The following is a 22,935-nucleotide window of genomic DNA, read 5'->3' on the forward strand; positions in this document are numbered from 1 at the left end:
ACTGAAGGTCGGCTTTAGCAAGAAATGCGAAGCGATTTTCGGATAAGATCGCGCTCAACTGAGGTAGCACATGAGATTGATCGTTGTTGGCACAGGTTCGATGGCGGTGAACCAGGCGAGCCATTTCAAGGCGATTGACGGCGTAAACATCGTTGCCGCCGTCGATCCCGATCCGGGCCGCCTGACCGAATTCGCTGACCAGTTCGGCATTGAAAAGCGCTTCCTCTCGCTGGAGGAAGCCATCGCCTGGGGCGAATTCGACGCCGCCACCAATGTCACGCCCGACCGGATGCATCACGCGACCTCGCTCGCGCTGATCGCCGCGGGCAAGCATATCCTTTGCGAAAAGCCGCTTGCGGAAAATTATGCCGACGCTCTTGAAATGACCGAGGCGGCGGAACGCGCGGGCGTTATCAACATGGTCAACCTCACCTACCGCAACGTGCCACAGCTGCAATATGCCCGGGGCATGGTGCTGGCGGGCGAGCTCGGCACGATCAGGCATGTCGAGGCGTCCTATCTGCAAAGCTGGCTCGTCTCCCGGGCATGGGGCGACTGGAAGACCGAGTCGCGCTGGCTCTGGCGGCTTTCGACGGGACACGGCTCGAACGGCGTTCTCGGCGATGTCGGCATCCATATCCTCGACTTCGCCTCCTATGGCGCGGCCACGGATATCGACCATGTCTTCTCGCGCATGAAGGCCTTCGACAAGGCCCCCGAAGGGCGGATCGGCGAATATGTGCTTGACGCCAATGACAGTTTCACCATGTCGGTGGGCTTTTCGAATGGCGCGCTCGGCGTCATCCATGCCAGCCGCTGGGCGACGGGACACCTGAACGAGCTGAAACTGCGCATCTATGGCGAGCGCGGCAGCCTCGAAGTCATCCACCGCCCGGACGAGTCCGAGCTGCGCGGCTGCCTGGGCGATGACATCGAAACCGCGACCTGGCGGGTGATCGACGTTCCCCCTGTGCAGACCAATTACGAACGCTTCGCCGAAGCGGTCAGGACGGGCCGGCAGGGCGACCCAAACTTCCGCCACGCCGCCGATCTGCAGAAGATCATCGACCGGGCCATGGATTCGGAAAAGGAGCGCCGCGAGTTCACCCTGCTTCCGCCGGTGGAGATGGTGCCCGTGCCGGAAATGCAGGCCGTCGAGCTCGCAGTCGCACCCGTCAGCGCCAGCGCCGAACGGCCCCGCAAACCCCGCCGCAGACGCTGGGGCACACGGGCGGTATAGGAATAAGACAGGAATGTCCGCCTCCTCGCGCCAATCATTCCGTCATCCTCGCCACGAGGGCGAGGATGACTGCCAAATTAACCCCGCCACTGATATTGCTCAATCGACTCCGGCTTCATCTCAATGGAGAACCCCGGACGCGAGGGCGGCATATAGGCCGCGTCGCGGATCACGCAGGGGTCAACGAAATGCTCGTGCAGATGGTCGACATATTCAATGACGCGGCCGTCCTTGGTACCGGACACCGCGATGTAATCGATCATCGAGAGATGCTGCACATATTCGCATAACCCCACCCCGCCTGCATGCGGCCAGACCGGCAGGCCGTATTTGGCAGCGATGAGCAACACGGCCAGCACCTCGTTCAAACCGCCCATGCGGCATGAATCGATCTGCACGATGTCGATGGCGCCCTCGGCGATGAACTGCTTGAACATGATGCGGTTCTGGCACATCTCGCCGGTCGCCACCTTCACCGGGCCGATGGCTTCGCGAATCTTGCGGTGGCCTGCCACATCGTCGGGGCTGGTCGGCTCCTCGATGAAGTAGGGATTGCAGAAGGAGAGTTTCTTCACCCAGTCGATGGCCTGATCCACTTCCCACACCTGATTGGCGTCGATCATGAGATAGCGGTCCGGGCCGATGGCCTCGCGGGCGATGGTAAGCCGGCGGATATCGTCCTCCAGATCGCGCCCGACCTTCATCTTGATATGGTTGAACCCGGCATCGATGGCTTCCCGACAGAGCCGCTTCAGCTTCTCGTCGGAATAGCCGAGCCAGCCCGCCGATGTGGTATAGCAGGCATAACCCTCGCGCTCGAGCGTGGCGATGCGGTCAGCTTTCCCCGCTTCCGCTTTCTTGAGGATCGCGAGCGCCTCCTCGGGTGCCAGCACATCGGTCAGATAACGGAAATCGACGATGCGGACGATCTCTTCCGGCGTCATCTCACCGACGAGTCGCCAGACCGGCTTGCCCGCCTGCTTGGCGAGGAGGTCCCAGACTGCGTTGACCACCGCGCCCGTCGCCAGATGCATCGCGCCCTTGTCCGGGCCGATCCAGCGCAGCTGGCTGTCGCTGGTCAAATGCCGCCAGAACGCGCCCGGATTTTCGCTGATTTTATCGAGCTCCCGCCCGACGACGAGATGCTTCATCGCTTCGATGGCAAGGCAGACGATATCGTTGCCGCGCCCGATGGTGAAGGTCAGCCCGTGGCCCTCAAGCCCGTCCTCATCGGTATCGAGAATGACATAAGCGGCGGAATAATCCGGGTCCGGATTCATCGCGTCCGACCCGTCGAGACTTTGCGACGTCGGGAAACGCAGATCGAAAACGCGGAGATCGGTAATGCGGGCCACGGGGCACCTCTACTTTGATATGTTGGTGTTTACCCCCCTCTGCCCTGCCGGGCATCTCCCCCTCAAGGGGGGAGATCACGCCTTCATCGCGGCTCGGCACCAATCGCAAACATTGCAGATTGGGGGCCGAAAAGTCGTGTCAGCCAATCTCCCCCCTTGAGGGGGAGATGTCCGGCAGGACAGAGGGGGGTACTGTCCCGCCAGCGTTTCCGGCTACAGGCGAGCCGCTCTAGAATCCGACTAAATATCCGCCTTCACATTCTGCCTCTGCTCACCCAGTCCCTCGATACCCAATTCAACCACATCCCCCGCTTTCAGATAGCGCGGCGGCTTCAGGCCCATGCCGACGCCGGGGGGCGTGCCGGTGGAGATGATGTCGCCCGGATGCAGCGACATGAACTGGCTCAAGTAAGAGACAAGGTAGCGCACGCCATAGACCATCGTCCTGGTCGAGCCGTCCTGCATCGTCTCGCCATTGACCCTCAGCCACATGGAAAGGTTCTGCGGATCGGCCACCTCATCCTTAGTGACAAGCCAAGGGCCGGTCGGGCCGAACGTGTCGCAGGACTTGCCCTTGGTCCACTGGCCGGAGCGTTCTGTCTGGAAGGCGCGCTCGCTGACATCGTGCAGAACACAATAGCCGGCTACATAATCGAGCGCATCTTCCTCGCTCACATATTTCGCGGTCTTGCCAATGACGATGCCAAGTTCCACTTCCCAATCGGTCTTTTCTGAGCCGCGCGGGATGATGAGATCGTCATTGGGACCGACGATGGCCGAGGTCGCCTTCATAAAGATCACCGGCTCAGGCGGCACCGCCATGCCGGACTCCGCGGCATGATCGGCATAATTCAAACCGATGCAGATGAACTTGCCGGTCCCGGCGACGCACGGCCCGAGACGCGGATTGCCGGAAACGAGCGGCAGGCTCTGGATATCGATTTCGCCCAGTTTCGCCAGCGCATCCGGCGCCAGCGCCGCTCCGGCAATATCGGCCACATGGCCCGAGAGATCGCGAATATTGCCCTCGGCATCGAGAAGCCCCGGCTTCTCCTGCCCTGCCTCGCCATAACGCAGCAGCTTCATGTATTTAACTCCTTATTCCTGGGAAAGCTTAATTGACCCACCCGCCGTCGATGACATAGGCCTGACCCGTCGTATAGGTCGCGCTTGCCAAATAAAGCGCGAGATCGGCGATTTCTTCCGGCGTACCTAAGCGGCCCATGGGCTGGCGGGCGATGAAGGCTGCGCGTGCCGCCTCATAGTCCCCCGTAGCTTTCAGCCGCTCCTGCAGCGACGGGCTTTCCACCGTACCGGGGCAGATCGCGTTGCAGCGTATGCCCTGCCCGACATAGTCAGCCGCGACCGATTTGGTCAGCCCGATCACCGCCGCCTTGGTGACGCTATAGGCGAAGCGATTCGGCACGCCCTTGATGCTGCTCGCCACTGACGACATATTGAGGATCGCCCCGCCGCCCCGCTCGATCATGCCCGGCAGCACGGCGCGGATGGTACGCACCATCGAGCGGACATTCAAATCGAAGGCGAAATCGAGATCGCCGTCGGGCATATCGAGGATCGTGCCGGAATGAACGAAGCCGGCGCAGTTGAAGAGCACATCGACCGCGCCGATATCAGCCACGGCCTGCGTTACGCCAGCATCGTCCAGCACATCCAGCTTGCGCGTCGAAATGCCCGGCTCGCCGCTCAGCGCCGCAAGCGCGTTCTCGTTGATATCGGTGGCATGCACAGTTGCACCAGCCCGCGCGAAGGCGAGCGCCGTCGCCTTGCCGATGCCCTGCCCTGCCGCCGTGACCAGAACCGTCTTGCCGGTAAAATTCTCGCTCATTTGACTTTCCTTTCGACGATCAGGATATGGTCGGCGGCGAGCACCACCTCGCCGCGCTGGTTGATCACCTCGCAGCGTTCGATGACGCGGCCATGGGTGGGGCGCTTGGGGTCATCCTCCTTGGCGGCGATGATGACACGGGTGTGAATAGTATCGCCGATGAACACCGGACGCACAAAGCGCAGCCGGTCATAGCCGTAGGAAAACGCAACCGGATTGATCAAGCTCGCCGTCAGCCCCACGCCGATGGAAAACACCATCGTCCCATGCGCGACGCGCTGGCCAAACGGCGTCGACTTCGCAAACTCGGCATCCATGTGATGCGGGAAGAAATCGCCCGTATGCCCGGCATGGACGATGAAATCCGTCTCCGTGATCGTGCGACCCGTGGTGGTGCGCACATGGCCCGGTTCGTAGTCTTCGAAATAGATGGTCTGTTCCATGTGTATGCCTTACGGTCTCGGATCGAGCGGCGTCGCGGGCTGGGCGCTCGACCGATAGGCGCTTTCGACCAGCGCCATCGTGTACCACGCGTCTTCCACGGAGCTGACGAGTTCCTTGTCTTCGCCCGCCGCGAAGCGCTGGAGATTGGCCATACGCCCGACGAACGCATCCGGGAACCACGCCCCCTCCAGCGGCACGTTGACCCAGCCATCGCCGCCCTTCGGATAGATTTCGAGAATATCCGGCTCGCCGCGCGGATAATCGAGATTGACGCCCAGCTTCACATAGGCCGCGCCCTCGGTACCGCAGATACGGAACTCGCAGGCCTGATACTTCCGCCCGAACTTATGGTCGTGATTGATCGAAAGCGAGCAGCGCACCGTGTCGCCATAGTCGAGAATCGCGCTGGTTCGCGTCTGCGCCACCTTATGGTTCGGGTGCCCCATCGTTTTGGCGTGGACGCCGCGCGGATCGCCCAGCACCTGCCGGATCAGATCGAGATAATGGATCGAATGCATGGCAATCTCGACCCTAGGCAGCCCGTTCAGAAACGGCCAAAGCTGCCACGGCGTATCGAGCGCCAGCCAGGCGTCGAAATCGATCACCTCGCCGAGCCAGCCCTTGGCAATGGCATCCTTCAGCGCCAGCATCATCGGCGCGAAGCGAAGCTGAAAATTGATCGCCGCGATGAGCTTCTTTTCCCGGCAGATGGCGAGAATTTCCCGCGCCTCTTCCAGCGTATTGCCCATCGGCTTCTGGATCAGCACCGTCGCGCCATCCGGCAGCGCCCTCAGCACCTCGGCATGACGCCCCGGCGGGGTCGCGAGGTCAAACACCGCATTCTCCACCGCCGCCGCTTCCCCGATGGAGGAAAACGTCTTTACGCCCCAGTCATCCGCCAGCTTCTGCGCCTTGGCCTGATTGGGATCGAAAAGCCCGGCAATCGGAAAGCCGCCCTTGCGATAGGCAGGATAATGCGCATCGCCAACGATGGACCCCGCGCCGAAGGTGACGATCGGGCGGGGATGAGTTGGCCGCGGCCAACTTTGGGTAAGGCTTGCTGGGTCAAAGCTCATCGAACGCTCGTCAATCAAGATGAAACACCTCGTCCATCATCGCCCACCACTCGCCTTCCTTGCGGGTAGAAAGCGGCACCTGGCAGGGCATGCAGACCGACCACCATTCCTGGTTTTTCGGATCGGCGGCCATTTTCGCCATGTCGGCTTCAAAGTCGGTTCCGTGATATTCCCAATAGCCGAAGAGCAGATTCTCCGGCTCGCGCAGGAAGATCGAATAATTGCGGATGTTGCAGGCGGAAATCAGCGCCAAAATCTCCGGCCACACCGCCGCATGCAAGCGCTTATACTCCGCCACCTTCTCCGGATTGAGCCCGATGACCATTCCCATTCTCTGCATGGCTCAGGCCCTTATTTCGGTGGTGAATTCGGAAATGCTGCGGGCGGCGACTGCCTGCCAGTCCCAGTCGATGCCGGTGCCCGGCGCGTCAGGCGCGATGGCGTGACCGTCCTCGATCCGCATGGGCGTGCCCGTCAGATCGTCCAGTTGCGGGATATATTCGACATATTTCCCGTTCGGCACCGCGCAGGCGAGGCTCACATGCAGTTCCATCAGGAAATGCGGGCAGACGGGAATGTCGAAGCTCTCCGCCAGATGCGCCACCTTCAGCCATGGCGTGATGCCGCCGATCCGCGCCACATCCACCTGCACGATGGAGCAGGCTCCCTTCTGCATATATTCGCGGAAATGCCGGATCGAATAGAGCGATTCCCCCACCGCGACAGGCGTGCTGGTCCGTTGCGACAGCCTGATATGCCCATCGATATCGTCGGCGGGAAGCGGCTCCTCCAGCCAGGCAAGATCGATATCCCGCAGGGTATGCGAACGCCGGATCGCCTCATCGAGCGTAAAACCCTGATTGGCGTCGGTCATGATTTCGAAGCCGGATCCCAGCGCGGCGCGCATGGCCGACAGCCGGTCCAGATCCTCCGACCCATGCGGCCGTCCGATCTTCACCTTCGAGCCGCGAAAACCTTTCTCCTTCGCCGCCAGCGCATCCTCGATGAGCGCCTGTTTCTCGATATGCAGCCAGCCGCCCTCGGTCGTATAGAGCGGGCAGCGGTCCTTCGCTCCGCCCGCAAGCTTCCACAGCGGCAGCCCCTGCTTTTTCGCGCGCAAATCCCACAGCGCCGTGTCGATGGCCGCCAACGCCAGCGCGGTGATCGCGCCCACGGTCGTGGCATGGGTGGCGAATTCCAGCTTGCGCCAGATCGCCTCGATGCAATCGGCATCATCGCCGAGAATGCGCGGGGCGAGATGGTCCGACAAAAGCCGCATGACGGACGAACCGCCCGTGCCGATCGTATAGCTGTAGCCCGTTCCCGTCGCCCCATCGGAATCGGTGATGGTGACGATGGGCGTTTCCTGACTGACAAAACTCTGGATCGCATCCGTCCGCAGCGTCCTAGGCGGCAGATCCACCATGCGCAATTCGATTTTTTCGATACGCGCCATGTCAGCCCCGCAGCGTCCGGCCGGTTTCGGCGGAGAAGAGATGCGCCTGCGACAGGTCGAGGCTCATCGTCACCTTTTCTCCCGGCGCGAGCGGCTTCGGGTTGAGCATGCGTGACACCCAGTCGCGCCCGTTGAAGCCCACCGACACCAGCGTCTCGTTGCCGAGCGGCTCCGTGATCGAAACCGGAAGATCGACCTGATGAATCTGCGTCGCCTCGCCGGACGCAAGACCATGCCCGGTCGGGTAGAAATCATCGGGCCTGAGGCCGAACACCACCTTTTGCCCGGCCGTTACGCGCTCACGGAACTGCACCGGCAGCGGCAGGCTCTCGCCCGAAGCGAACACCAGCCTGCCGTCATCCACCACCGCCTCCTCCAAATTCATCGGCGGCGAGCCGATGAAACCGGCGACAAAGCGCGTGGCGGGAAAGCGGAACACCTCGTCCGGCGTGCCGACCTGCTCGATATAGCCGTCGCGCATGATGACGATGCGGTCGGAGAGCGTCATCGCCTCCACCTGGTCATGCGTCACATAAATGATGGTCGATTGCACCTTGGCGTGCAGCTTCTTGATCTCGGTGCGCATCTGCGTCCTGAGCTTGGCGTCGAGGTTCGACAGCGGCTCGTCGAACAGGAACACTTCCGGCTGGCGCACGATGGCGCGGCCCATGGCGACGCGCTGGCGCTGACCGCCCGAAAGCTGCGACGGGCGGCGCTCCAAAAGCGGCTTCAGCTCCAGAATATCCGCCGCTGCCTCGACCCGCTCGTCGATCTCCTTCTGCGACCGCTTGGCGATTTTCAGCGAGAAGCCCATATTCTCGCGCACCGTCATATGCGGATAAAGCGCATAGGACTGGAACACCATGGAGATGTTGCGCGCCCGGGGCGGCAGGTCGTTGACTACCTTCCCGCCGATCTCCAGCGCCCCGTCGCTGATATCCTCCAGCCCCGCGATCATGCGCAGCGTCGTCGATTTCCCGCAGCCCGAAGGGCCGACCAGCGCCACGAATTCGCGATCCTTCACATCGAGGTCGATGCCATGCACCACTTCGACCGTGCCATAGCGTTTGACGAGTTTTTTCAGCGAAACAGTAGCCATGAAAGCGTTACCCCTTTACCGCGCCGAAGGTGAGGCCGGAGACCAGATGTTTCTGGATGATGAAGGTGAGGATCAGCGCCGGCACGATCATGACGACGGCAAGCGCGCACATGCCGCGCCAGTCGATGGTGAACTCGGCGGTATAATCGAGAAGCCCGACCGGCAGCGTCTTGGAATTGACCGAGCGGGTCAGCTGCGAGGCGAGCGCATATTCATTCCATGAGGTGAGGAAGGCGAAGATACCCGCCGACGCGATGCCGGGCCCGGCCAGAGGAAACTCCACCTGCCAGAATGCCTGCCAGCGGGTGCAGCCATCGATTTGCGCCGCTTCGGCGAGATCACGCGGCACCTGCCGGAAGAACCCGTCGATCAGCCAGATCGTGAAGGGCACATTCAGCGCCACATAGGTGAGAATCAGCCCGAAATGCGTGTCGATGATGCCAAGCCGCGCATAGATCATGAAGAGCGGCAGCGACAGGGCGATACCCGGCACGGCACGCGTCAGCATGAAGCCAAGGAAAATCGCCGACTTTCCCTTGAAGCGGAAGCGGGCGAAGGCATAGCCCCCCGCCATGCCGATGGCGAGCGCGATCACCGTGGAGGTAATCGACACGATGATCGAGTTGCGGAAATAATCCCACACCGGCACGCCGCCCGCGCCGATGCCGCCGAACATCGCGCGATAGGCATCGAGCGACAATTGCGTCGGTATCCACACCGGCGGTTTCGCCATGATCTCGACGGTCGGGCGCAGCGAATTCAGCACGATCCACAAACCCGGCAGGCAGATGACCGTCATCGCCAGGAAAAGGCCGATCAGATGCGCGGCCTTGAGGACGCGGCGCTTGATGCGATGGGCAGCGTTCTGGTCGGCCATCTTACCACTCCGCTCCGATCTGCTGGCGCGCGGCGGCCAGTTTTCTGAAGAAATAGACGGTGAAAAGGATGGAGGTGAGGATCGATACATAGGCCATGGCATTGGCCACCCCCATGCGCGCATCACTATAGGCCGTCCGGCCCACCAGCGTCCAAAGCAGCTCCGTCCGCCCCGCCGGCCCGCCATCGGTCATGATCTTGACGATGTCATAGGCGCGGGCGACATCGAGAGAGCGGATCGTCATGGCGATGAAGGCGAAGGGCATGACAAACGGCCAAGTGACATAGCGGAAAGTCTGCCAGGGCGTGCACCCATCCACCCGCGCCGCCTCCACCGGCTCCTGCGGCATGGCGAGGAGCCCGGCGAGGATCAGGATCGCGAAGACGGAGGTGGAAGACCAGACCTCGGCGACGATGATCGAAAACAGCGCCAGATTGCCATTGATCAGCCAGGGGATCGCCTGATCGGTCAGCCCCAGCGCTTGCAGCGCATTGTTGACGAGGCCGATATTGTCGTTGAACATGAATTTGAACTGGAAGCCGACGAGGACTGGCGAAAACATCATCGGAAACATCATCAGCGTGCGCAGGACCCGCTGCCCATGTGTCGCCTTGTTGACGAGCATCGCCAATCCCAGCCCCAGGAACATTTCAGCATTCAGCGCGATGGTGAGCAGCAAAATGGTGCGCCCGAATGCGACCCAGAAATCCCAATTGCTGAGGACATTGATGTAATTGCGCAGGCCGATGAAGGTCCACAGCGTGTCGGGTCTCGTGAGACGGAACGGCGTGAAGCTGGAGTAAAAGGACAGAAGCAGCGGGAGAAGGATGACCGCGACGAGCACGATGATCGCGGGGAGAAGCAGCAGGATGGGGGCGGGGAGTTTGAGTTTCATTGATAAGCCCTGCTCCTGATCGGCATGCGGCATAAAGGTTCGCGCCCGCCTTCCCCCTTGCGGGGAAGGTGCCCGCGTTAGCGGGCGGATGGGGGTGGTGAAGAAGGTGCTTTTGCTGGAGGCAGTGGCGAAACGTCACCACCCCCACCCCTAACCCCTCGCAAGGGGAGGGGAAAGAGGAGCGCGCTACAGCTTCCCCGCATCCTCCAATATCTGCGTGGCCTTCTTCGCCGCATCATCCAGCGCCTGCTTCGACGTCTTGTCCCCAAGGATCGCCGCCTGCAGCTCCGGATAGACCGCGTTGGAAATCTCGATCCACTCGGCCGTCGGTGGCACGGGGAAGGCGTATTTCGCCGCTTCCTGGAAGGTCTGCAGCACTTCCGTGCGATAGGCATCGCCCTTGGCCTGCTCGATATCCCACGCCCACACCGCAGTGCGGGTCGGCAGCGGACCGGCGGAGGATTCGAGCTTCTGGCTGTCCTCATTGGTTAGCCACCAGACCAGCGAAGCAGCCGCGTCCTTGTTGGCGCAGTTTTCGGTCACCGAGAAGCCATGGAAGCCGGACCAGCCGGTACGCTTGCCGGACGAACCCTTCGGCTGCACCTTGACGGCGACATTGCCTGCCACCTTGGAAGTCTTCGGATCGTTGAAGAAGCCCGCCCAGCCCGGCCAGTCAAGATTGAGCGCGATGGAACCTGAGGCAAAACCCTGCCCGAGATCGTCCCAGAGATAGTTGGTCGTACCCGCCGGTACGGCCTTGGCCTTGTAGAGATTGACGAACCAGTCGAGCGCCTTGACGCCGGCTTCTGAATTGAAGGCAGGCTTGCCGTCCTTGTCCAGATATTCGCCGCCATCGGCGACCAGCATTTCATAGAAGCGGCCATTGATCGCCTCTTCCTTGCCGGCGAACTGCGTGCCGTAGAAGGTGGGCGGATTGGCGAAGAATTCGGCCTGACGCGCCACTTCGTCCCACGTATCGGGTGGCAGGAGGTCCTCGCCATATTTCTCCTTGTATGCCTTCTTCTTCGCCTCGTCCTGATAGAGGCTCTTCTGGTAATAGAGCGCCGAAACATCGAACTGCGCGCGCGGCAGCATCACAAGCTTGCCATCCAGCGTCGCCGCCTTGATGGTGGACGGCACGAAAGCGTCGATCTCTTCCTTCGGAATATATTTTGTCAGGTCGGTATAAAGACCCGGATATTGCGGCGCGAAGGATGAGTGGTTCGACCCCACGCACCAGTTGACGCTGCCCGCCGCGATATCCGACTTGATTTCCTTGTCGAGCTCGAAATGGTTCTTCTTGGAGAGAATATTGACCTTGGCGCCGGTCAGCTTTTCCCATTCGCCGATGCGCTGGTAGAGCGCCTCATATTGCTGGCCACCGATCAGCTTGGCGTCGATGGTAACGCCTTCGAACTTGCCGGGCAGATTCTGCGCCCCTGCGGCTCCCGCGGCAATGATGAGCGCTGCCGTGGAAACGGCAGTAAGCAATGCCTTCATGACTTCCTCCCAAGCCAAGTCCCGGAAAAGTGCGAAGCGGTCTTCCGTACGGACTTTGCACAAAATAACAGGCCATCGCCTCCCGACGCCCGGAACGCTCATTGATGAGCGCTTCATTCATATGCAAACACTTAATTTATGCCCCGTCAAGCGATCATTTTGCTTTTCGGGCATATCGCTGTTCGTATATGAGTGAAGAAATTTATAGGAGAGGAATATGTCCGACGACGAGGACAGCGAACGCTATCGTGCGCCGGCGCTCGACAAGGGGCTGGACATTCTGGAGCTGCTCGCCGGCATCGATGGCGGTCTGACGCAGGCGGAGATCGCCAAGGAGCTTGGCCGCAGCCCGAACGAGTTCTACCGCATGCTCGACCGGCTGGTGCGGCGCGGCTATGTCACCCGGCTCGACGGCGACCGTTTCTCGCTGACGCTGAAACTCTTCGGCCTCGCCCAGCTTCATGCGCCGGTGCGCCGCCTTGCCTCTTACGCCACGCCCATCATGCGCGATCTGGCCATGAAGACGCGCCAAGCCAATCAGCTCGTGGTGTTCGACCGTGGCGCAGCTGTGGTCATCGCTCAGCAGGAAGCACCCGATTATTGGGGCATTTCGGTGCGCGTCGGCTCGCATATCGGCCTTTTCAACACCGGTTCCGGCCATGTGCTGCTCGCCTTCCGTTCGGAGGAGGAGCGGCTGATGATGATATCGGAATATGAGCGCCGCGCCGACGAAACCATCCAGCCCGCCGATTTCGACGCCCGCCTCGATGCCATTCGTGAGCGCGGCTATGAGATCATGACCAGCGCGCAGATCGCCGGGGTCTATAATCTCTCCGCCCCCATTCTCGCCCCCGACGGCCACGCCATCGCCGCGCTGACGGTGCCCTATGTCACCCTCGTCAACGCGCCGGGCGCACCTGACATCAGCCAGACCACGGAATTGCTGGTGAAAGCCACCAGGGCGCTGTCGGAACTGGCGGGGGCGAAGCTGGGGTAGAAGACATGCGCGTCATTTTCGGGACAAGCCCAAGAATGGCGGCCGGAATAAGCTCTGGGAGGAGCGCTAATGTTCATCGACACACATCTGCACATCATCGACCGGCAGGCGCTGGCCTATCCATGGCTTGCTGGCGTCCCGGCGCTCGATAAGGATTTTCTCTATTCCCAATATGCGACGGAGGCGAAGCGAGTGGGCATCACCGCCGCGCTCCATATGGAGGTGGACGTCGCGCCTGACGCGATGGCGGCCGAAACCGATTATATTCGTGGCCTCGCCTCGCAATCCGGCAGCCTTATCGCCGGAGCAATTTCCTCCTGCCGCCCGGAAGAGCCGGACTTTCCCGCTTTTCTCGAGCGCTGCAAGGCCGACCCCTTCATCAAGGGATTCCGCCGCGTTCTTCACGTCATGCCGGATGATCTCTCCGAATCCGCTCTCTTTCGCGAGAACGTCAAGCGCCTCGACGGAAGCGGCCTCACCTTCGATCTCTGCGTCCTGCCGCACCAGATCCCCCGCGCGATCGCTTTGGCCGACCTCGCGCCCGGCACGCAATTCATCCTCGACCATTGCGGCGTCCCGGCCATCGCAGCTGGCGAGGAACACCCGTGGCGGGAACACATCGCCGATATTGCCCGGCGCCCCAACGTCACCGCCAAGATTTCCGGCGTCATCGCCTATGCCGATGCGGAAGTCTGGGACGTCGCCACGCTCGCGCCCTATGTCGACCATGTGGTCGATTGCTTCGGCTGGGACCGCGTCGTCTGGGGCAGCGACTGGCCCGTCTGCACGCTGGGCGGCGGGCTATCGACATGGGTAGCCGCGACGCACGCGCTGTTTGCCGGGGTGAGCGAGGAGGAGCGGAAGAAGCTTTATTCGGGAAATGCCAAGCGGATTTGGGGGCTTGCGGAGTAATTACTCAGCGGCGCGCCCCCCTTGTCCCGCGACCTCTCCGTTCGAAACGCTACCCCGCCAAATGCCGGAACGCCCCCACTATCTGCTCATACAACGCCCGCTTGAACGGCACGATGAGCGACGGCAGTTCCTCCATCGGCTTCCATGCCCAATCGTCGAACTCGGCGGCATGGCCGTCCGGCGGCGGGTTAATGGCGATTTCGCTTGTGTCGCCTTCGAAGCGGTAGGCGAACCATTTCTGCTTCTGGCCGCGATATTTGCCCTTGAGCGCCACGCCGACGAGATGCGGCGGCAGGTCGTAGCGGATCCAGTCCGGCGCTTCGGCCAGCAGCGACACCGAGCGGATGCCGGTTTCCTCGTAAAGCTCGCGCCGTGCCGCGGCTTCGGCGTCCTCACCCTCGTCGATCCCGCCCTGCGGCATCTGCCAGAGCTGCGACGCCCCTTCCATCTCGCCATCGGGAACGACGATGCGCCGCCCGGCCCAGACGAGGCCCTCGCGGTTCAGCACCATGATGCCAACACAAGGCCGGTAAGGCAGCGTCTCGGGGTCCACGGCAGCCTTGGTCTCACTCATGTCGATCTCCCCTCAATCTCACCTGAACGCAAAGCCTCTCCACTGCCATTCCCCGCCTGATGGCCGAGAATGACGGTTAAAAAAGGCATGGAAAGCCCTATTCCCTTTCCGGGTCACGGACAAGCGCGGAAACCGGCACGATCTCGATACCACGAGTCTTCGCCTCGTTCGCCCAGACCGACACGGCCTCGACCGTGACCGGAAAAGCCGAGCCGGTGGCGATGGCCGTGCCCTTGGCGCGGGCGGTTCGCTCCAATTCGTCCAGTTTTTTCAGGATATCGCCCCTCTCCTGCACCGCGTCGAGCAACAGGTCGGCGGCAGCGAAGGGCGCCGCCTGCTCCAGCGCGATCCGCTCCGCCTGGCTGCGCGCCGACGTGCCATCGTCGAGATAAAGCAGCCCGCGCCGGCCGATTTCCTGCACCACCGGCGTCAGCGCCGCCGGGTCCGCCGTGAACCGCGCGCCCATATAGTTCATGACACCGGTGTAATTGGTGATGCGCGACAGCGTCCAATGCAGGTCGCCGATATTCTTCTCCGCTCCGCCATCCACCGTCAGCGTATGACGCCCTGGATCGACGCGCGGATAATCGAACGGCTCCAGCGGCACCTGCATCAGGATTTCATGGCCGCGCTGGCGTGCCGTCTGCATCCAGCGCGTGAGGCTGTTGCCCTGCGGCGCGAAGGCCAGCGTCACCTCCTCGGGCAATTGACGGATGGCATTCTGCGTGCCGGTCTGCGACAGGCCGAGCCCGCCGATGACGATGGCAACCCGCGCGCCCCGCGCGCCCGACCATTCCCGCGCATAAACATCGAGCGGACGCCGCCCATCCGGCCCGCGCACCGGCAGCGGGCCGGTTTCGGTCTGCTCGATGAGTTCAGGATCGGGGAGATGAGCAATGCGGAGATTCTGCCCGATTTTTGTGGGATCGGTGACGGAGATATTGGCCGGCATGTCCGGCGTCACTCTGATGATCGCCGGGCCGTCGCCCTGCCGCAGCGGCGGCAATTGCGGCCTGCCCGCCGCGATGACATTCGACGCGGCCGCTTTTTCCTGCGGCGGCGGGGGCGCTGGATTGCGGAACACCGCGCCATTGCTCATCGCCAGATAGCCCGCGATGCCCGCAATGCCGATCACGGCGACAGCAGGCATCATCCATGAATAAGCGCGAGGACGGCTGTCCCCGCGCTTGCGCTTTTTTTTGTCCTGCCCCAGCGGGCTATGAATGTCCGACATGGACCATCAGTTCGGCACGCCCTTGTTCGGGTCGGGCGGGAAGGCTGCGTTGGCCATTTCGCCGCGCAGCAGCTTGAAGGCCTGGTTGAGCTGGACGTCGTCCTTCGGATCGGGCGGCACGTAGGCCGCGGAACCGGAGCCCTTGTCGTCCTCTTCGGCGCCCTTGATATGGCCCTTCAGCTCCGACTCGCCACGCGTGACGTTCTGGTCCTTGAACTCCTCGGGCAGCGGCTGCTCCACGACGATGTCGGGCGTGATGCCCTTGCCCTGGATCGACTTGCCCGACGGCGTGTAATAGAGCGCCGTAGTCAGCCGCAGCGAGCCGTTTTCACCCAGCGGAATGATCGTTTGCACCGAGCCCTTGCCGAAGGACTGCGTGCCCAGCACCGTGGCGCGGCGGTGATCCTGCAAGGCGCCCGCGACGATTTCCGAGGCGCTGGCCGAGCCGCCATTGACCATGACGATCAGCGGCTTGCCATTGGTGAGATCGCCCACCCGCGCGTCGAAGCGCGTCACATCCTGCGGATCGCGGCCGCGGGTCGAGACGATCTCCCCCTTGTCGAGGAAGGCGTCGGAAACCGCCACCGCCTGATCGAGCAGGCCGCCCGGATTGAGCCGCAGGTCGAGCACATAACCCTTGAGCTTGTCGTTGGGAACCTTGGACTGAATGTCCTTGATCGCCTTCTGCAGATCGTCATAGGTCTGCTCGGTGAAGGAGATGACCCTGAGATAGCCGATATCGCCCTCCACCTTATAGCGCACGGCGCGTACCTTGACGATGTCGCGAACGATCTTGAGCTTGATCGGCTTGTCGACGCCCTTGCGCATGATCGTCAGTTCGATCGGCGTATTGACCGCGCCGCGCATCTTGTCGACGGCGTCGTTGAGGGTCATGCCGCGCACCTCGGTCCCGTCGATCTGGGTGATGAGATCGCCTGCCATTACGCCCGCCTTGGAGGCTGGCGTGTCGTCCATCGGCGAGATCACCTTGACGAGGTCGTTGTCCATCGTCACCTCGATGCCGAGGCCGCCGAACTCTCCCTTGGTCTGCACGCGCATGTCCTGCGCGGCCTCGGGGTTCAGGTAGGACGAATGCGGATCGAGCGAGGTCAACATGCCGTTGATCGCATTTTCGATCAGCTTCTTGTCTTCCGGCGGTGTGACATATTGGGCACGCACGCGCTCGAAAATATCGCCGAAGATCGCAAGCTGTTTATAAGTATCGCTGCCGGCAGCCGCATTGCTGGCCGATGAGGCCGGGGCCCCCTGCACCACAACCATCGCCGAGGCTCCCAGAAGGGCGCCAGCGAAGAGAAGCGATAGTTTACGTATCATTTTGGGTCCTTCCAGAAAGCCGCACCGTCCACCAGGGGGCGGGATCGACTGGTTTTCCATCTTTCCTGAATTCTATGTAGAGCATGGGTGCGCCATTGTCCCCACCCATGGAAGCAGCACTCGCCAAAAGCCTCTCCCCCATCGCCCCGACCGGCTCGCCCGCCAACACGAACTGACCTTGGCTGACGTCGATTCTCTTCATTCCCGCCAGAACGATATGATATCCACCACCGGCGTCCAGGATCAAGAGTTGACCATAGGAGCGGAATGGACCGGCATAGAGCACCACGCCATCGGAAGGTGACGTAATCGTGGCGTTCGCGGCGGTCTCCAGCATTTCTCCCATGCTTGTGCCTGATATGTCGTCCCTGTCACCGAAACGCCTCACCAGACGCCCCGACGCCGGCTGGATCAGTTGTCCGCGCAGCGTGCCGAAATCCGCCTGCGCCGTCAGGCGAAGCGCGTCGGGATCTTGCGTTTCCGCCCGCTCCTGCCCCTCCGCAAGCCGCCTTTCTTCCGCTGCTCGCGCGGCCTCTGCCGCCTGCCGCACCGCCTGCATCTGGCTGTCAAGCCCGGCGATCAGTTCCTTGAGGCTCGTCGCCTTCCGCGACAGCTCTTCGGCATGGGCGCGCTCGGCGGCAAGCTGCTCTTCCGATTGGGAATGCAGCTTCTTCTTTTCCTCCAGCAGCAGGGAAAGCCGCTTCTGCTCCTCGACCTGCGCCTGGCGCGTTCCGGAAAGCCGCTGCTGCTCCTCAGCAATCGAGGCGGTGACGCGGCTCATATCCTTGAGATCGTCCATCAGCTCTTCGGTCTGCTGGCGCATCTCCGGCACCACCGCGCCGAGCAGCACCGCGCTGCGTACCGAGGCAAGCGCATCGTCCGGCCGCACGAGGATGGCAGGCGGCGGATTGAGGCCCATGCGCTGCAGCGCCGCAAGCACCTCCGCCAGCACGCCGCGCCGCGCCCGGAGCGACAGCCTGATTCCGTCCTCCTGCTCCTTGAGCGAGGTGAGCCTTTCGTCGATGTCCGCGATGTCTTTGGCCAGCTTTTTCTCGGTCTTGGCCGACTGGATCAGGGCGGCCGATATCGTCGTCTGATCCTTTTTGAGCGCCGCGATTTCCGCGTCGAGCTTGGCGAGCTTTTCCTGACTGAGGGTGATTTCGCTCGTGACCTTTTCCAGCTCGCTGCCGGTCTCAGCCCGCCGCGCCTCCAGCGGCGTCTCCTGCGCTCCGGACGAAGCCAACCCTGCCCCCAACCCGGCGCACAGGAACATGAGAAGCCCCACGCCTTTTCTCAAAGCGCGGCATCCTCCCGAAGCGGTCCTCGATACGCTGGACTTCTGGCACATATACGAATTCGCCGCCCGTGAAGCGCGGCCCGATGGTCATGATTGGTCGCATGCCTCCGAAAGCTGCGGACTTTTCGGATAGGATCATGCGGTGAAGCAGTGCCGACATTATGCCCTGTTTCGTTAAGGAAGCATCAACCATAATGCGGAATGTGGGAGAAAAATGTTCCTGCCGTTATCGGCTGCGATCTGTACAAGCCGATTGTATCCCCGCCTCTCTCCATACTATCGTTGCGCTACATTCGAACTGTCCCGGAGGCCGCTATGCCCCAGACCGTCTACAAAATCAGCGAAGCCCGCAAGAATTTCACCGAAATCCTTGACCGCGCCAATCGGGGTGAGGAAATCCTCATTATGCGCGGCGCGCAAATTTATGCCCGTATCGGTCCAGCCAATAGCGAAAAGCGCCCGTTCGGCCTCCTGCGCCATCGTGGCCTGCCGGACGATTTGTTCGACGACGCGGACGGAGGTGCATAGGGAAGCGTAGCGGACGGTTAGGGGGGTGCTTGGCGCGGCAGAGAGGATGAGCGGTATGCTGGGCACTTCTATCAAACATCAACCGCCCGAAGCAACTCCGTCAAACAAGAACGGCTCAAACCCGGTGATAAGGATGCCCTGCCAATATCGTCGCGGCGCGGTAAAGCTGCTCGGCGATCAATATCCGCGCGATCTGGTGCGGCCAGGTCATGGCGCTTAGGCTCAGGATCAGATCGGCCCTTTCGCGCAGGCGCGGATCGTGCCCATCCGGCCCGCCGATGGCGAGGATCAATTGCCGCTTCCCGTCGTCGCGAAAGCGGCCGAGACGACCGGCGAAATCTTCCGAGCCCAGCGCCTTGCCGCGTTCGTCGAGCAGGATAAGCCCTGCCCCGCCATCCAGCGCCTCGAACAATCGCGCCGCTTCCTCTTGCTTGCGTAAGTCAGCCGTCGCGGCGCGGCTTTCAGCGATTTCCGACACGCCGGAGAATTCCAGTCCCAACGGCGGCCCCGCCTTGGAAAAGCGGTCGAAATAACGGTCGGCCAATTCCCGCTCGGGGCCGGCCTTCATCCGGCCCACGGCAAAAACGGCGATGCGCATGACCTTCCCTCTTCCTCTGATTTCAGCCGACAAGCCGGCTTGATATCAGTGAAAGGTTCCCGTCTCAAACTCCTCGTCGAGGTCAGGCGCGAGCCACATCTTTTCGATGTTATAGAACTCGCGCATTTCCGGACGGAAGAGATGGATGATGATATCGCCGGTATCGATCAGGACCCAGTCGCCATTCGTCAACCCCTCGACCCTGGCATTGCCGTAGCCGGCATCTTTCAGGGTGCGCAGGAGCTGATCGGCCACCGCCGTCACATGACGGTGCGAGCGGCCCGACGCGACCACCATGTAATCGCCGAGCGCCGACTTTCCTCTGATATCGATGGGAACGATCGCCTCCGCCTTGGAGTCTTCGAGACTGGCGAGGACCATTTCGAGAGCATGGGTTACGGAGTGAAGCCCGCTGACCCCAGCTGTTGAAGGAGCAAAATTGTCCTTCTTTAAGATTGCTGTTCTCAGTGTCTTTCCTTTCCAACAAGAACAACGAGGAAGGATCCCAAACAAGGACCCTACACACCCAAGATAGGCAGAGTCTCATGACAGTTTCAAGACCTGCCTCCCTGCAATGTTACTTATCCCTTATTTGTTCCCTGCTTCGCATGGCCATTACGAATCGCAGTTGACGATAGCGACGAACGCGGCCCGTGAATGAAGGTCCATACGGGCGGGCGAAGATAAGGAAGCAGCAGCGCGTCGTCCTCGTCGATACGCGCATGGGAAAAGGTCTTGGCAAGCCGCGAAGAGAGATAGGAAAGCGTCGAACCGGGCCGGTCGATGACCGCGATGGGAAAGGTTGTGGCAATCTGCTGCCAGCGCTGCCAGCGGTGGAAGGTGACGAGGTTATCCGCTCCCATGATCCAGACGAAATGAACGCCCGGATTGCGCGCCTTGATGAGAGCAAGCGTGTCGGCGGTATAGCGCACATTATATGTCGCCTCGAACGCCGTCACCTTGATGCGCGGATCGCGGGCAATCTTGCGGCTTTCGGCCACGCGGGTTCGAAGCGGCGCAAGCTCGCTCCTGTCCTTCAACGGATTGCCCGGCGTCACGATCCACCAGAGCTGGTCGAGCCCGAGCTGCCGCAGCGCGATTTCCGCCACCAGCGCATGGCCGGCATGGGGCGGGTTGAACGAGCCGCCGAAAAGGCCCACCGCCATGCCCTTCTCGACATGCGGCATTCTGAGATAGGGCGCGTCGAGGCCAGCCGTTTGATCGCTCACGGTCTTGTCTGGCCATTGCCGCGCACGCGGTATTTGAACGAGGTGAGCTGCTCGACGCCGACAGGCCCGCGCGCATGCATCTTGCCCGTGGCGATGCCAATCTCCGCGCCCATGCCGAACTCCCCGCCATCGGCGAACTGCGTCGAGGCATTGTGCAGGAGAATGGCCGAGTCGATCTCGTTGAAGAAGCGCTCAACGGCTTGGGCGTCTTCCGCCACGATGGCCTCGGTGTGGTGCGAGGAATAGCGATTGATGTGCTCGATCGCTCCGCCAACCCCATCGACCAGCGCCACGGAGATAATCGCGTCCAGATATTCGGTCGACCAATCCTGCTCGCTTGCCGGCCTTGCTTGCGGGTAAAGCACGCACACCTCCTCGCTGCCGCGGATTTCGCAGCTCGCCGAGCGCAGATCGTCAAGGACAGGCACGAGATGCGTTGAAGCCACCGCGCGGTCCACCAGCAGCGTTTCCGCTGCGCCGCAAATACCGGTGCGCCGCATCTTGGCGTTGACGGCAATGCTTCGCGCCATGGCAAGATCGGCGGTGGCATCGATATAGAGATGGCACAGCCCTTCAAGATGCGCGAACACCGGCACCCGCGCTTCCGACTGAACCCGCCCCACAAGGCTTTTGCCGCCGCGCGGTATGATGACGTCAATATTGCCGCTGAGGCCCTTCAGCATCTCGCCCACCGCTGCGCGGTCCGTGGTCGGCACGATCTGGATGGCGTCTTCCGGCAGCCCCGCCGCCTTCAAGCCTTCGAGTAGCGCCGCATGGATCACCGCCGTCGATTGCGCCGAGTCTGAACCGCCGCGCAGGATCACCGCATTGCCGGCTTTGAGGCAGAGCGCCCCGGCATCGGCGGTCACATTCGGGCGGCTCTCATAGATGACACCGACGACGCCGAGCGGCGTGCGCACCCGCTCGATATGGAGGCCGTTCGGGCGATCCCATTCCGCGATGATATCGCCCACCGGGTCCTTCAGTTCCGCAATCGCCCGCACCCCATCGGCCATGGCGCGGATCCGGTCGCGGGTGAGTTTCAGCCGGTCGAGCATGGCGGCGGAAAGCCCCGCTTCCTCGCCATTGGCGATATCGAGGGCATTCGCCGAAAGCAGCTTGACCTCGCAGCGCATCAAAGCATCCGCCATGGCGATGAGCGCCGCATGCTTGCGCTCCGCCGACGCGATGGCAAGTGGCGCAGCAGCGGCCCGTGCCTTAGCGCCGATCTCCGCCATCAGGCCTGCAATATCCGCTTCTCCGTCCGCCTTCGTCAGCATCGTCATCCCTCCACGCGCATCTCTTCACGCATCGCCGTGCCGCGCACCACCATATCGTTGCGATGGATCATCGCCGCGCGCGCATCATATCCCAGAATCGCCGCGATCTCATTGCTCTTGTGGCCCGCGATCCTGATGGCGTCAGCCGCGTCATAGGCGACGAGCCCACGCGCCACTTCGCGCCCATCGAGGCTCATGACGGCCACCGTATCGCCGCGCTGGAAATTGCCCTCGACTTCACGCACCCCGGCGGGAAGCAGCGACTTGCCTGACCGCAGCGCCGCAAGCGCGCCATCGTCGACGACAAGCCGGCCTGCCGGTTCGAGATTGCCAGATATCCACGTCTTCCACGCGCTGACCGGATGCGTGCTCGCCTTGAACAAGGTCGCCCGCTCGCCTCGGTCGATGGCCGAGAGCGGCCCCATCCGCGTGCCCGAGGTAATGATCATCGCCGTGCCCGCCGCATTGGCGATCTTGCCCGCGTCGAGCTTGGTCTTCATGCCGCCGCGCGACAATTCCGAGGCCGCCGCCCCCGCCATCGCCTCGATGTCAGGCGTAATCGCCTCCACCACCGGGAGGAATTGCACGTTTGGGTTGAGATGCGGCGGCGCGGTATAAAGACCGTCGATATCGGAGAGAAGGATGAGGAGGTCGGCCCCCACCATGGTGGCGACCCGCGCCGCGAGCCGGTCATTGTCGCCATAGCGGATTTCCGACGTCGCAACCGTGTCGTTTTCGTTGATGACAGGCACAGAGCCGAGCTTCACCAGCGTCTCGATGGTGGCGCGGGCATTGAGATAACGCCGCCGCTCCTCAGTATCCGCCAGCGTCAACAGGATCTGCCCGGCGCGGAGGTTATGTCGCTCCAGCACATCCGTATAGGCCCGCGCCAGCGCGATCTGACCGACGGCGGCGGCAGCTTGGCTTTCCTCCAGCTTCAGCGCCCCCTTCGGCATGGCAAGGATGGTGCGTCCGAGCGCGATGGCCCCGGACGATACCACCAGCACCTCAACGCCCGCAGCGCTGAGGGCCGCGATGTCCTGCCCGAGGCTCTCCAGCCATTCGCGCTTCAAGCCCGTGGCGCGGTCGACCAGCAGCGCCGAGCCGATCTTCACCACAATCCGGCGATATTGCTTCAGCGCCTGCCGTTCCATGGCCGC

Annotated in this window: 23 protein-coding genes and 1 pseudogene; 4 read left to right on the top strand and 20 right to left on the bottom strand. The window is 62.2% G+C overall.

Going from position 1 to position 22,935, the window contains the following annotated elements; translation table 11 throughout:
* Positions 1-70 precede the first annotated feature (70 nt).
* Positions 71-1,240 carry a Gfo/Idh/MocA family protein gene (locus ACOWVG_RS08820; RefSeq protein WP_420961506.1) on the top strand — a complete coding sequence of 390 codons (1,170 nt, stop codon included), beginning with the start codon at positions 71-73 and terminating at the stop codon, positions 1,238-1,240.
* A 77-nt stretch (positions 1,241-1,317) separates the two neighbouring features.
* Here ACOWVG_RS08820 and ACOWVG_RS08825 read toward each other — a convergent pair whose 3' ends face one another.
* The 11 genes from ACOWVG_RS08825 to ACOWVG_RS08875 form a co-directional block, all read right to left on the bottom strand.
* Entirely contained in the window at positions 1,318-2,595 is a 1,278-nt protein-coding gene (locus ACOWVG_RS08825; RefSeq protein WP_420961508.1) for an L-fuconate dehydratase, read from the bottom strand.
* 240 nt (positions 2,596-2,835) lie between these two features.
* Positions 2,836-3,681: a fumarylacetoacetate hydrolase family protein gene (locus ACOWVG_RS08830; RefSeq protein WP_420961509.1), complete on the bottom strand. Its 846-nt coding sequence runs from the start codon at positions 3,679-3,681 to the stop codon at positions 2,836-2,838.
* Positions 3,682-3,709: 28 nt separating this feature from the next.
* A complete protein-coding gene (locus ACOWVG_RS08835; protein ID WP_420961510.1) occupies positions 3,710-4,444 on the bottom strand; it encodes an SDR family oxidoreductase in 735 nt (244 codons plus the stop codon).
* Positions 4,441-4,887 (bottom strand): MaoC family dehydratase, encoded by a 447-nt coding sequence (locus ACOWVG_RS08840; RefSeq protein WP_420961511.1) that lies wholly within the window; start codon positions 4,885-4,887, stop codon positions 4,441-4,443. The genes ACOWVG_RS08835 and ACOWVG_RS08840 overlap by 4 nt, the downstream gene beginning before the upstream one ends.
* A gap of 9 nt (positions 4,888-4,896) precedes the next feature.
* On the bottom strand, positions 4,897-5,964 hold the full coding sequence (locus ACOWVG_RS08845) for a Gfo/Idh/MocA family protein (protein ID WP_420961512.1): 1,068 nt from the start codon (positions 5,962-5,964) through the stop codon (positions 4,897-4,899).
* Between the two features lie 10 nt (positions 5,965-5,974).
* Positions 5,975-6,304, bottom strand: a complete 330-nt coding sequence (locus ACOWVG_RS08850) for an L-rhamnose mutarotase (protein ID WP_420961514.1) — start codon at positions 6,302-6,304, stop codon at positions 5,975-5,977.
* Between the two features lie 3 nt (positions 6,305-6,307).
* Positions 6,308-7,420 carry a mandelate racemase/muconate lactonizing enzyme family protein gene (locus ACOWVG_RS08855; protein WP_420961516.1) on the bottom strand — a complete coding sequence of 371 codons (1,113 nt, stop codon included), beginning with the start codon at positions 7,418-7,420 and terminating at the stop codon, positions 6,308-6,310.
* 1 nt (position 7,421) lies between these two features.
* A complete protein-coding gene (locus ACOWVG_RS08860; RefSeq protein ID WP_420961517.1) occupies positions 7,422-8,519 on the bottom strand; it encodes an ABC transporter ATP-binding protein in 1,098 nt (365 codons plus the stop codon).
* A gap of 7 nt (positions 8,520-8,526) precedes the next feature.
* Positions 8,527-9,396: a carbohydrate ABC transporter permease gene (locus ACOWVG_RS08865; protein WP_420961519.1), complete on the bottom strand. Its 870-nt coding sequence runs from the start codon at positions 9,394-9,396 to the stop codon at positions 8,527-8,529.
* 1 nt (position 9,397) lies between these two features.
* The gene (locus tag ACOWVG_RS08870) at positions 9,398-10,291 is read right to left on the bottom strand and encodes a carbohydrate ABC transporter permease (protein ID WP_420961520.1); all 894 of its coding nucleotides are present in this window, start codon (positions 10,289-10,291) and stop codon (positions 9,398-9,400) included.
* Positions 10,292-10,477: 186 nt separating this feature from the next.
* Entirely contained in the window at positions 10,478-11,791 is a 1,314-nt protein-coding gene (locus tag ACOWVG_RS08875) for an ABC transporter substrate-binding protein (RefSeq protein WP_420961521.1), read from the bottom strand.
* 217 nt (positions 11,792-12,008) lie between these two features.
* On the opposite strand from ACOWVG_RS08875, the gene ACOWVG_RS08880 reads away from it, so the two are divergent.
* Positions 12,009-12,788: an IclR family transcriptional regulator gene (locus ACOWVG_RS08880; protein WP_420961522.1), complete on the top strand. Its 780-nt coding sequence runs from the start codon at positions 12,009-12,011 to the stop codon at positions 12,786-12,788.
* A gap of 69 nt (positions 12,789-12,857) precedes the next feature.
* Complete coding sequence (locus ACOWVG_RS08885; RefSeq protein ID WP_420961523.1) at positions 12,858-13,700, top strand: amidohydrolase family protein; 843 nt, start codon at positions 12,858-12,860, stop codon at positions 13,698-13,700.
* Positions 13,701-13,749: 49 nt separating this feature from the next.
* Here ACOWVG_RS08885 and ACOWVG_RS08890 read toward each other — a convergent pair whose 3' ends face one another.
* The 4 genes from ACOWVG_RS08890 to ACOWVG_RS08905 all read right to left on the bottom strand — a co-directional run bounded on the left by ACOWVG_RS08890 (position 13,750) and on the right by ACOWVG_RS08905 (position 18,191).
* Positions 13,750-14,274 (bottom strand): RNA pyrophosphohydrolase, encoded by a 525-nt coding sequence (locus tag ACOWVG_RS08890; RefSeq protein WP_420961525.1) that lies wholly within the window; start codon positions 14,272-14,274, stop codon positions 13,750-13,752.
* A 97-nt stretch (positions 14,275-14,371) separates the two neighbouring features.
* Complete coding sequence (locus tag ACOWVG_RS08895; protein ID WP_420961526.1) at positions 14,372-15,508, bottom strand: divergent polysaccharide deacetylase family protein; 1,137 nt, start codon at positions 15,506-15,508, stop codon at positions 14,372-14,374.
* Between the two features lie 6 nt (positions 15,509-15,514).
* Positions 15,515-16,843, bottom strand: a complete 1,329-nt coding sequence (locus tag ACOWVG_RS08900; RefSeq protein WP_420961528.1) for a S41 family peptidase — start codon at positions 16,841-16,843, stop codon at positions 15,515-15,517.
* On the bottom strand, positions 16,833-18,191 hold the full coding sequence (locus ACOWVG_RS08905) for a murein hydrolase activator EnvC family protein (RefSeq protein WP_420961530.1): 1,359 nt from the start codon (positions 18,189-18,191) through the stop codon (positions 16,833-16,835). The genes ACOWVG_RS08900 and ACOWVG_RS08905 overlap by 11 nt, the downstream gene beginning before the upstream one ends.
* 264 nt (positions 18,192-18,455) lie before the next feature.
* On the opposite strand from ACOWVG_RS08905, the pseudogene ACOWVG_RS08910 reads away from it, so the two are divergent.
* A pseudogene (locus tag ACOWVG_RS08910) lies at positions 18,456-18,656 on the top strand (type II toxin-antitoxin system Phd/YefM family antitoxin); the annotation flags it as partial.
* A gap of 127 nt (positions 18,657-18,783) precedes the next feature.
* Here the strand turns inward: ACOWVG_RS08910 and rlmH are convergent.
* The 5 genes from rlmH to proB form a co-directional block, all read right to left on the bottom strand.
* A complete protein-coding gene (gene rlmH, locus ACOWVG_RS08915) occupies positions 18,784-19,266 on the bottom strand; it encodes a 23S rRNA (pseudouridine(1915)-N(3))-methyltransferase RlmH (RefSeq protein WP_420961531.1) in 483 nt (160 codons plus the stop codon).
* A gap of 45 nt (positions 19,267-19,311) precedes the next feature.
* Positions 19,312-19,647 carry a ribosome silencing factor gene (gene rsfS, locus ACOWVG_RS08920; protein WP_420961532.1) on the bottom strand — a complete coding sequence of 112 codons (336 nt, stop codon included), beginning with the start codon at positions 19,645-19,647 and terminating at the stop codon, positions 19,312-19,314.
* 200 nt (positions 19,648-19,847) lie between these two features.
* Positions 19,848-20,453, bottom strand: coding sequence for a nicotinate-nucleotide adenylyltransferase (locus ACOWVG_RS08925; RefSeq protein WP_420961676.1), 606 nt, complete (start codon positions 20,451-20,453; stop codon positions 19,848-19,850).
* Positions 20,454-20,491: 38 nt separating this feature from the next.
* On the bottom strand, positions 20,492-21,775 hold the full coding sequence (locus tag ACOWVG_RS08930) for a glutamate-5-semialdehyde dehydrogenase (protein WP_420961533.1): 1,284 nt from the start codon (positions 21,773-21,775) through the stop codon (positions 20,492-20,494).
* A gap of 2 nt (positions 21,776-21,777) precedes the next feature.
* The gene (gene proB, locus ACOWVG_RS08935; protein ID WP_420961534.1) at positions 21,778-22,929 is read right to left on the bottom strand and encodes a glutamate 5-kinase; all 1,152 of its coding nucleotides are present in this window, start codon (positions 22,927-22,929) and stop codon (positions 21,778-21,780) included.
* Between the last annotated feature and the right edge of the window lie 6 nt (positions 22,930-22,935).

This window comes from Brucella sp. IR073, from assembly GCF_049065735.1.
Lineage (GTDB): Bacteria > Pseudomonadota > Alphaproteobacteria > Rhizobiales > Rhizobiaceae > Paramesorhizobium.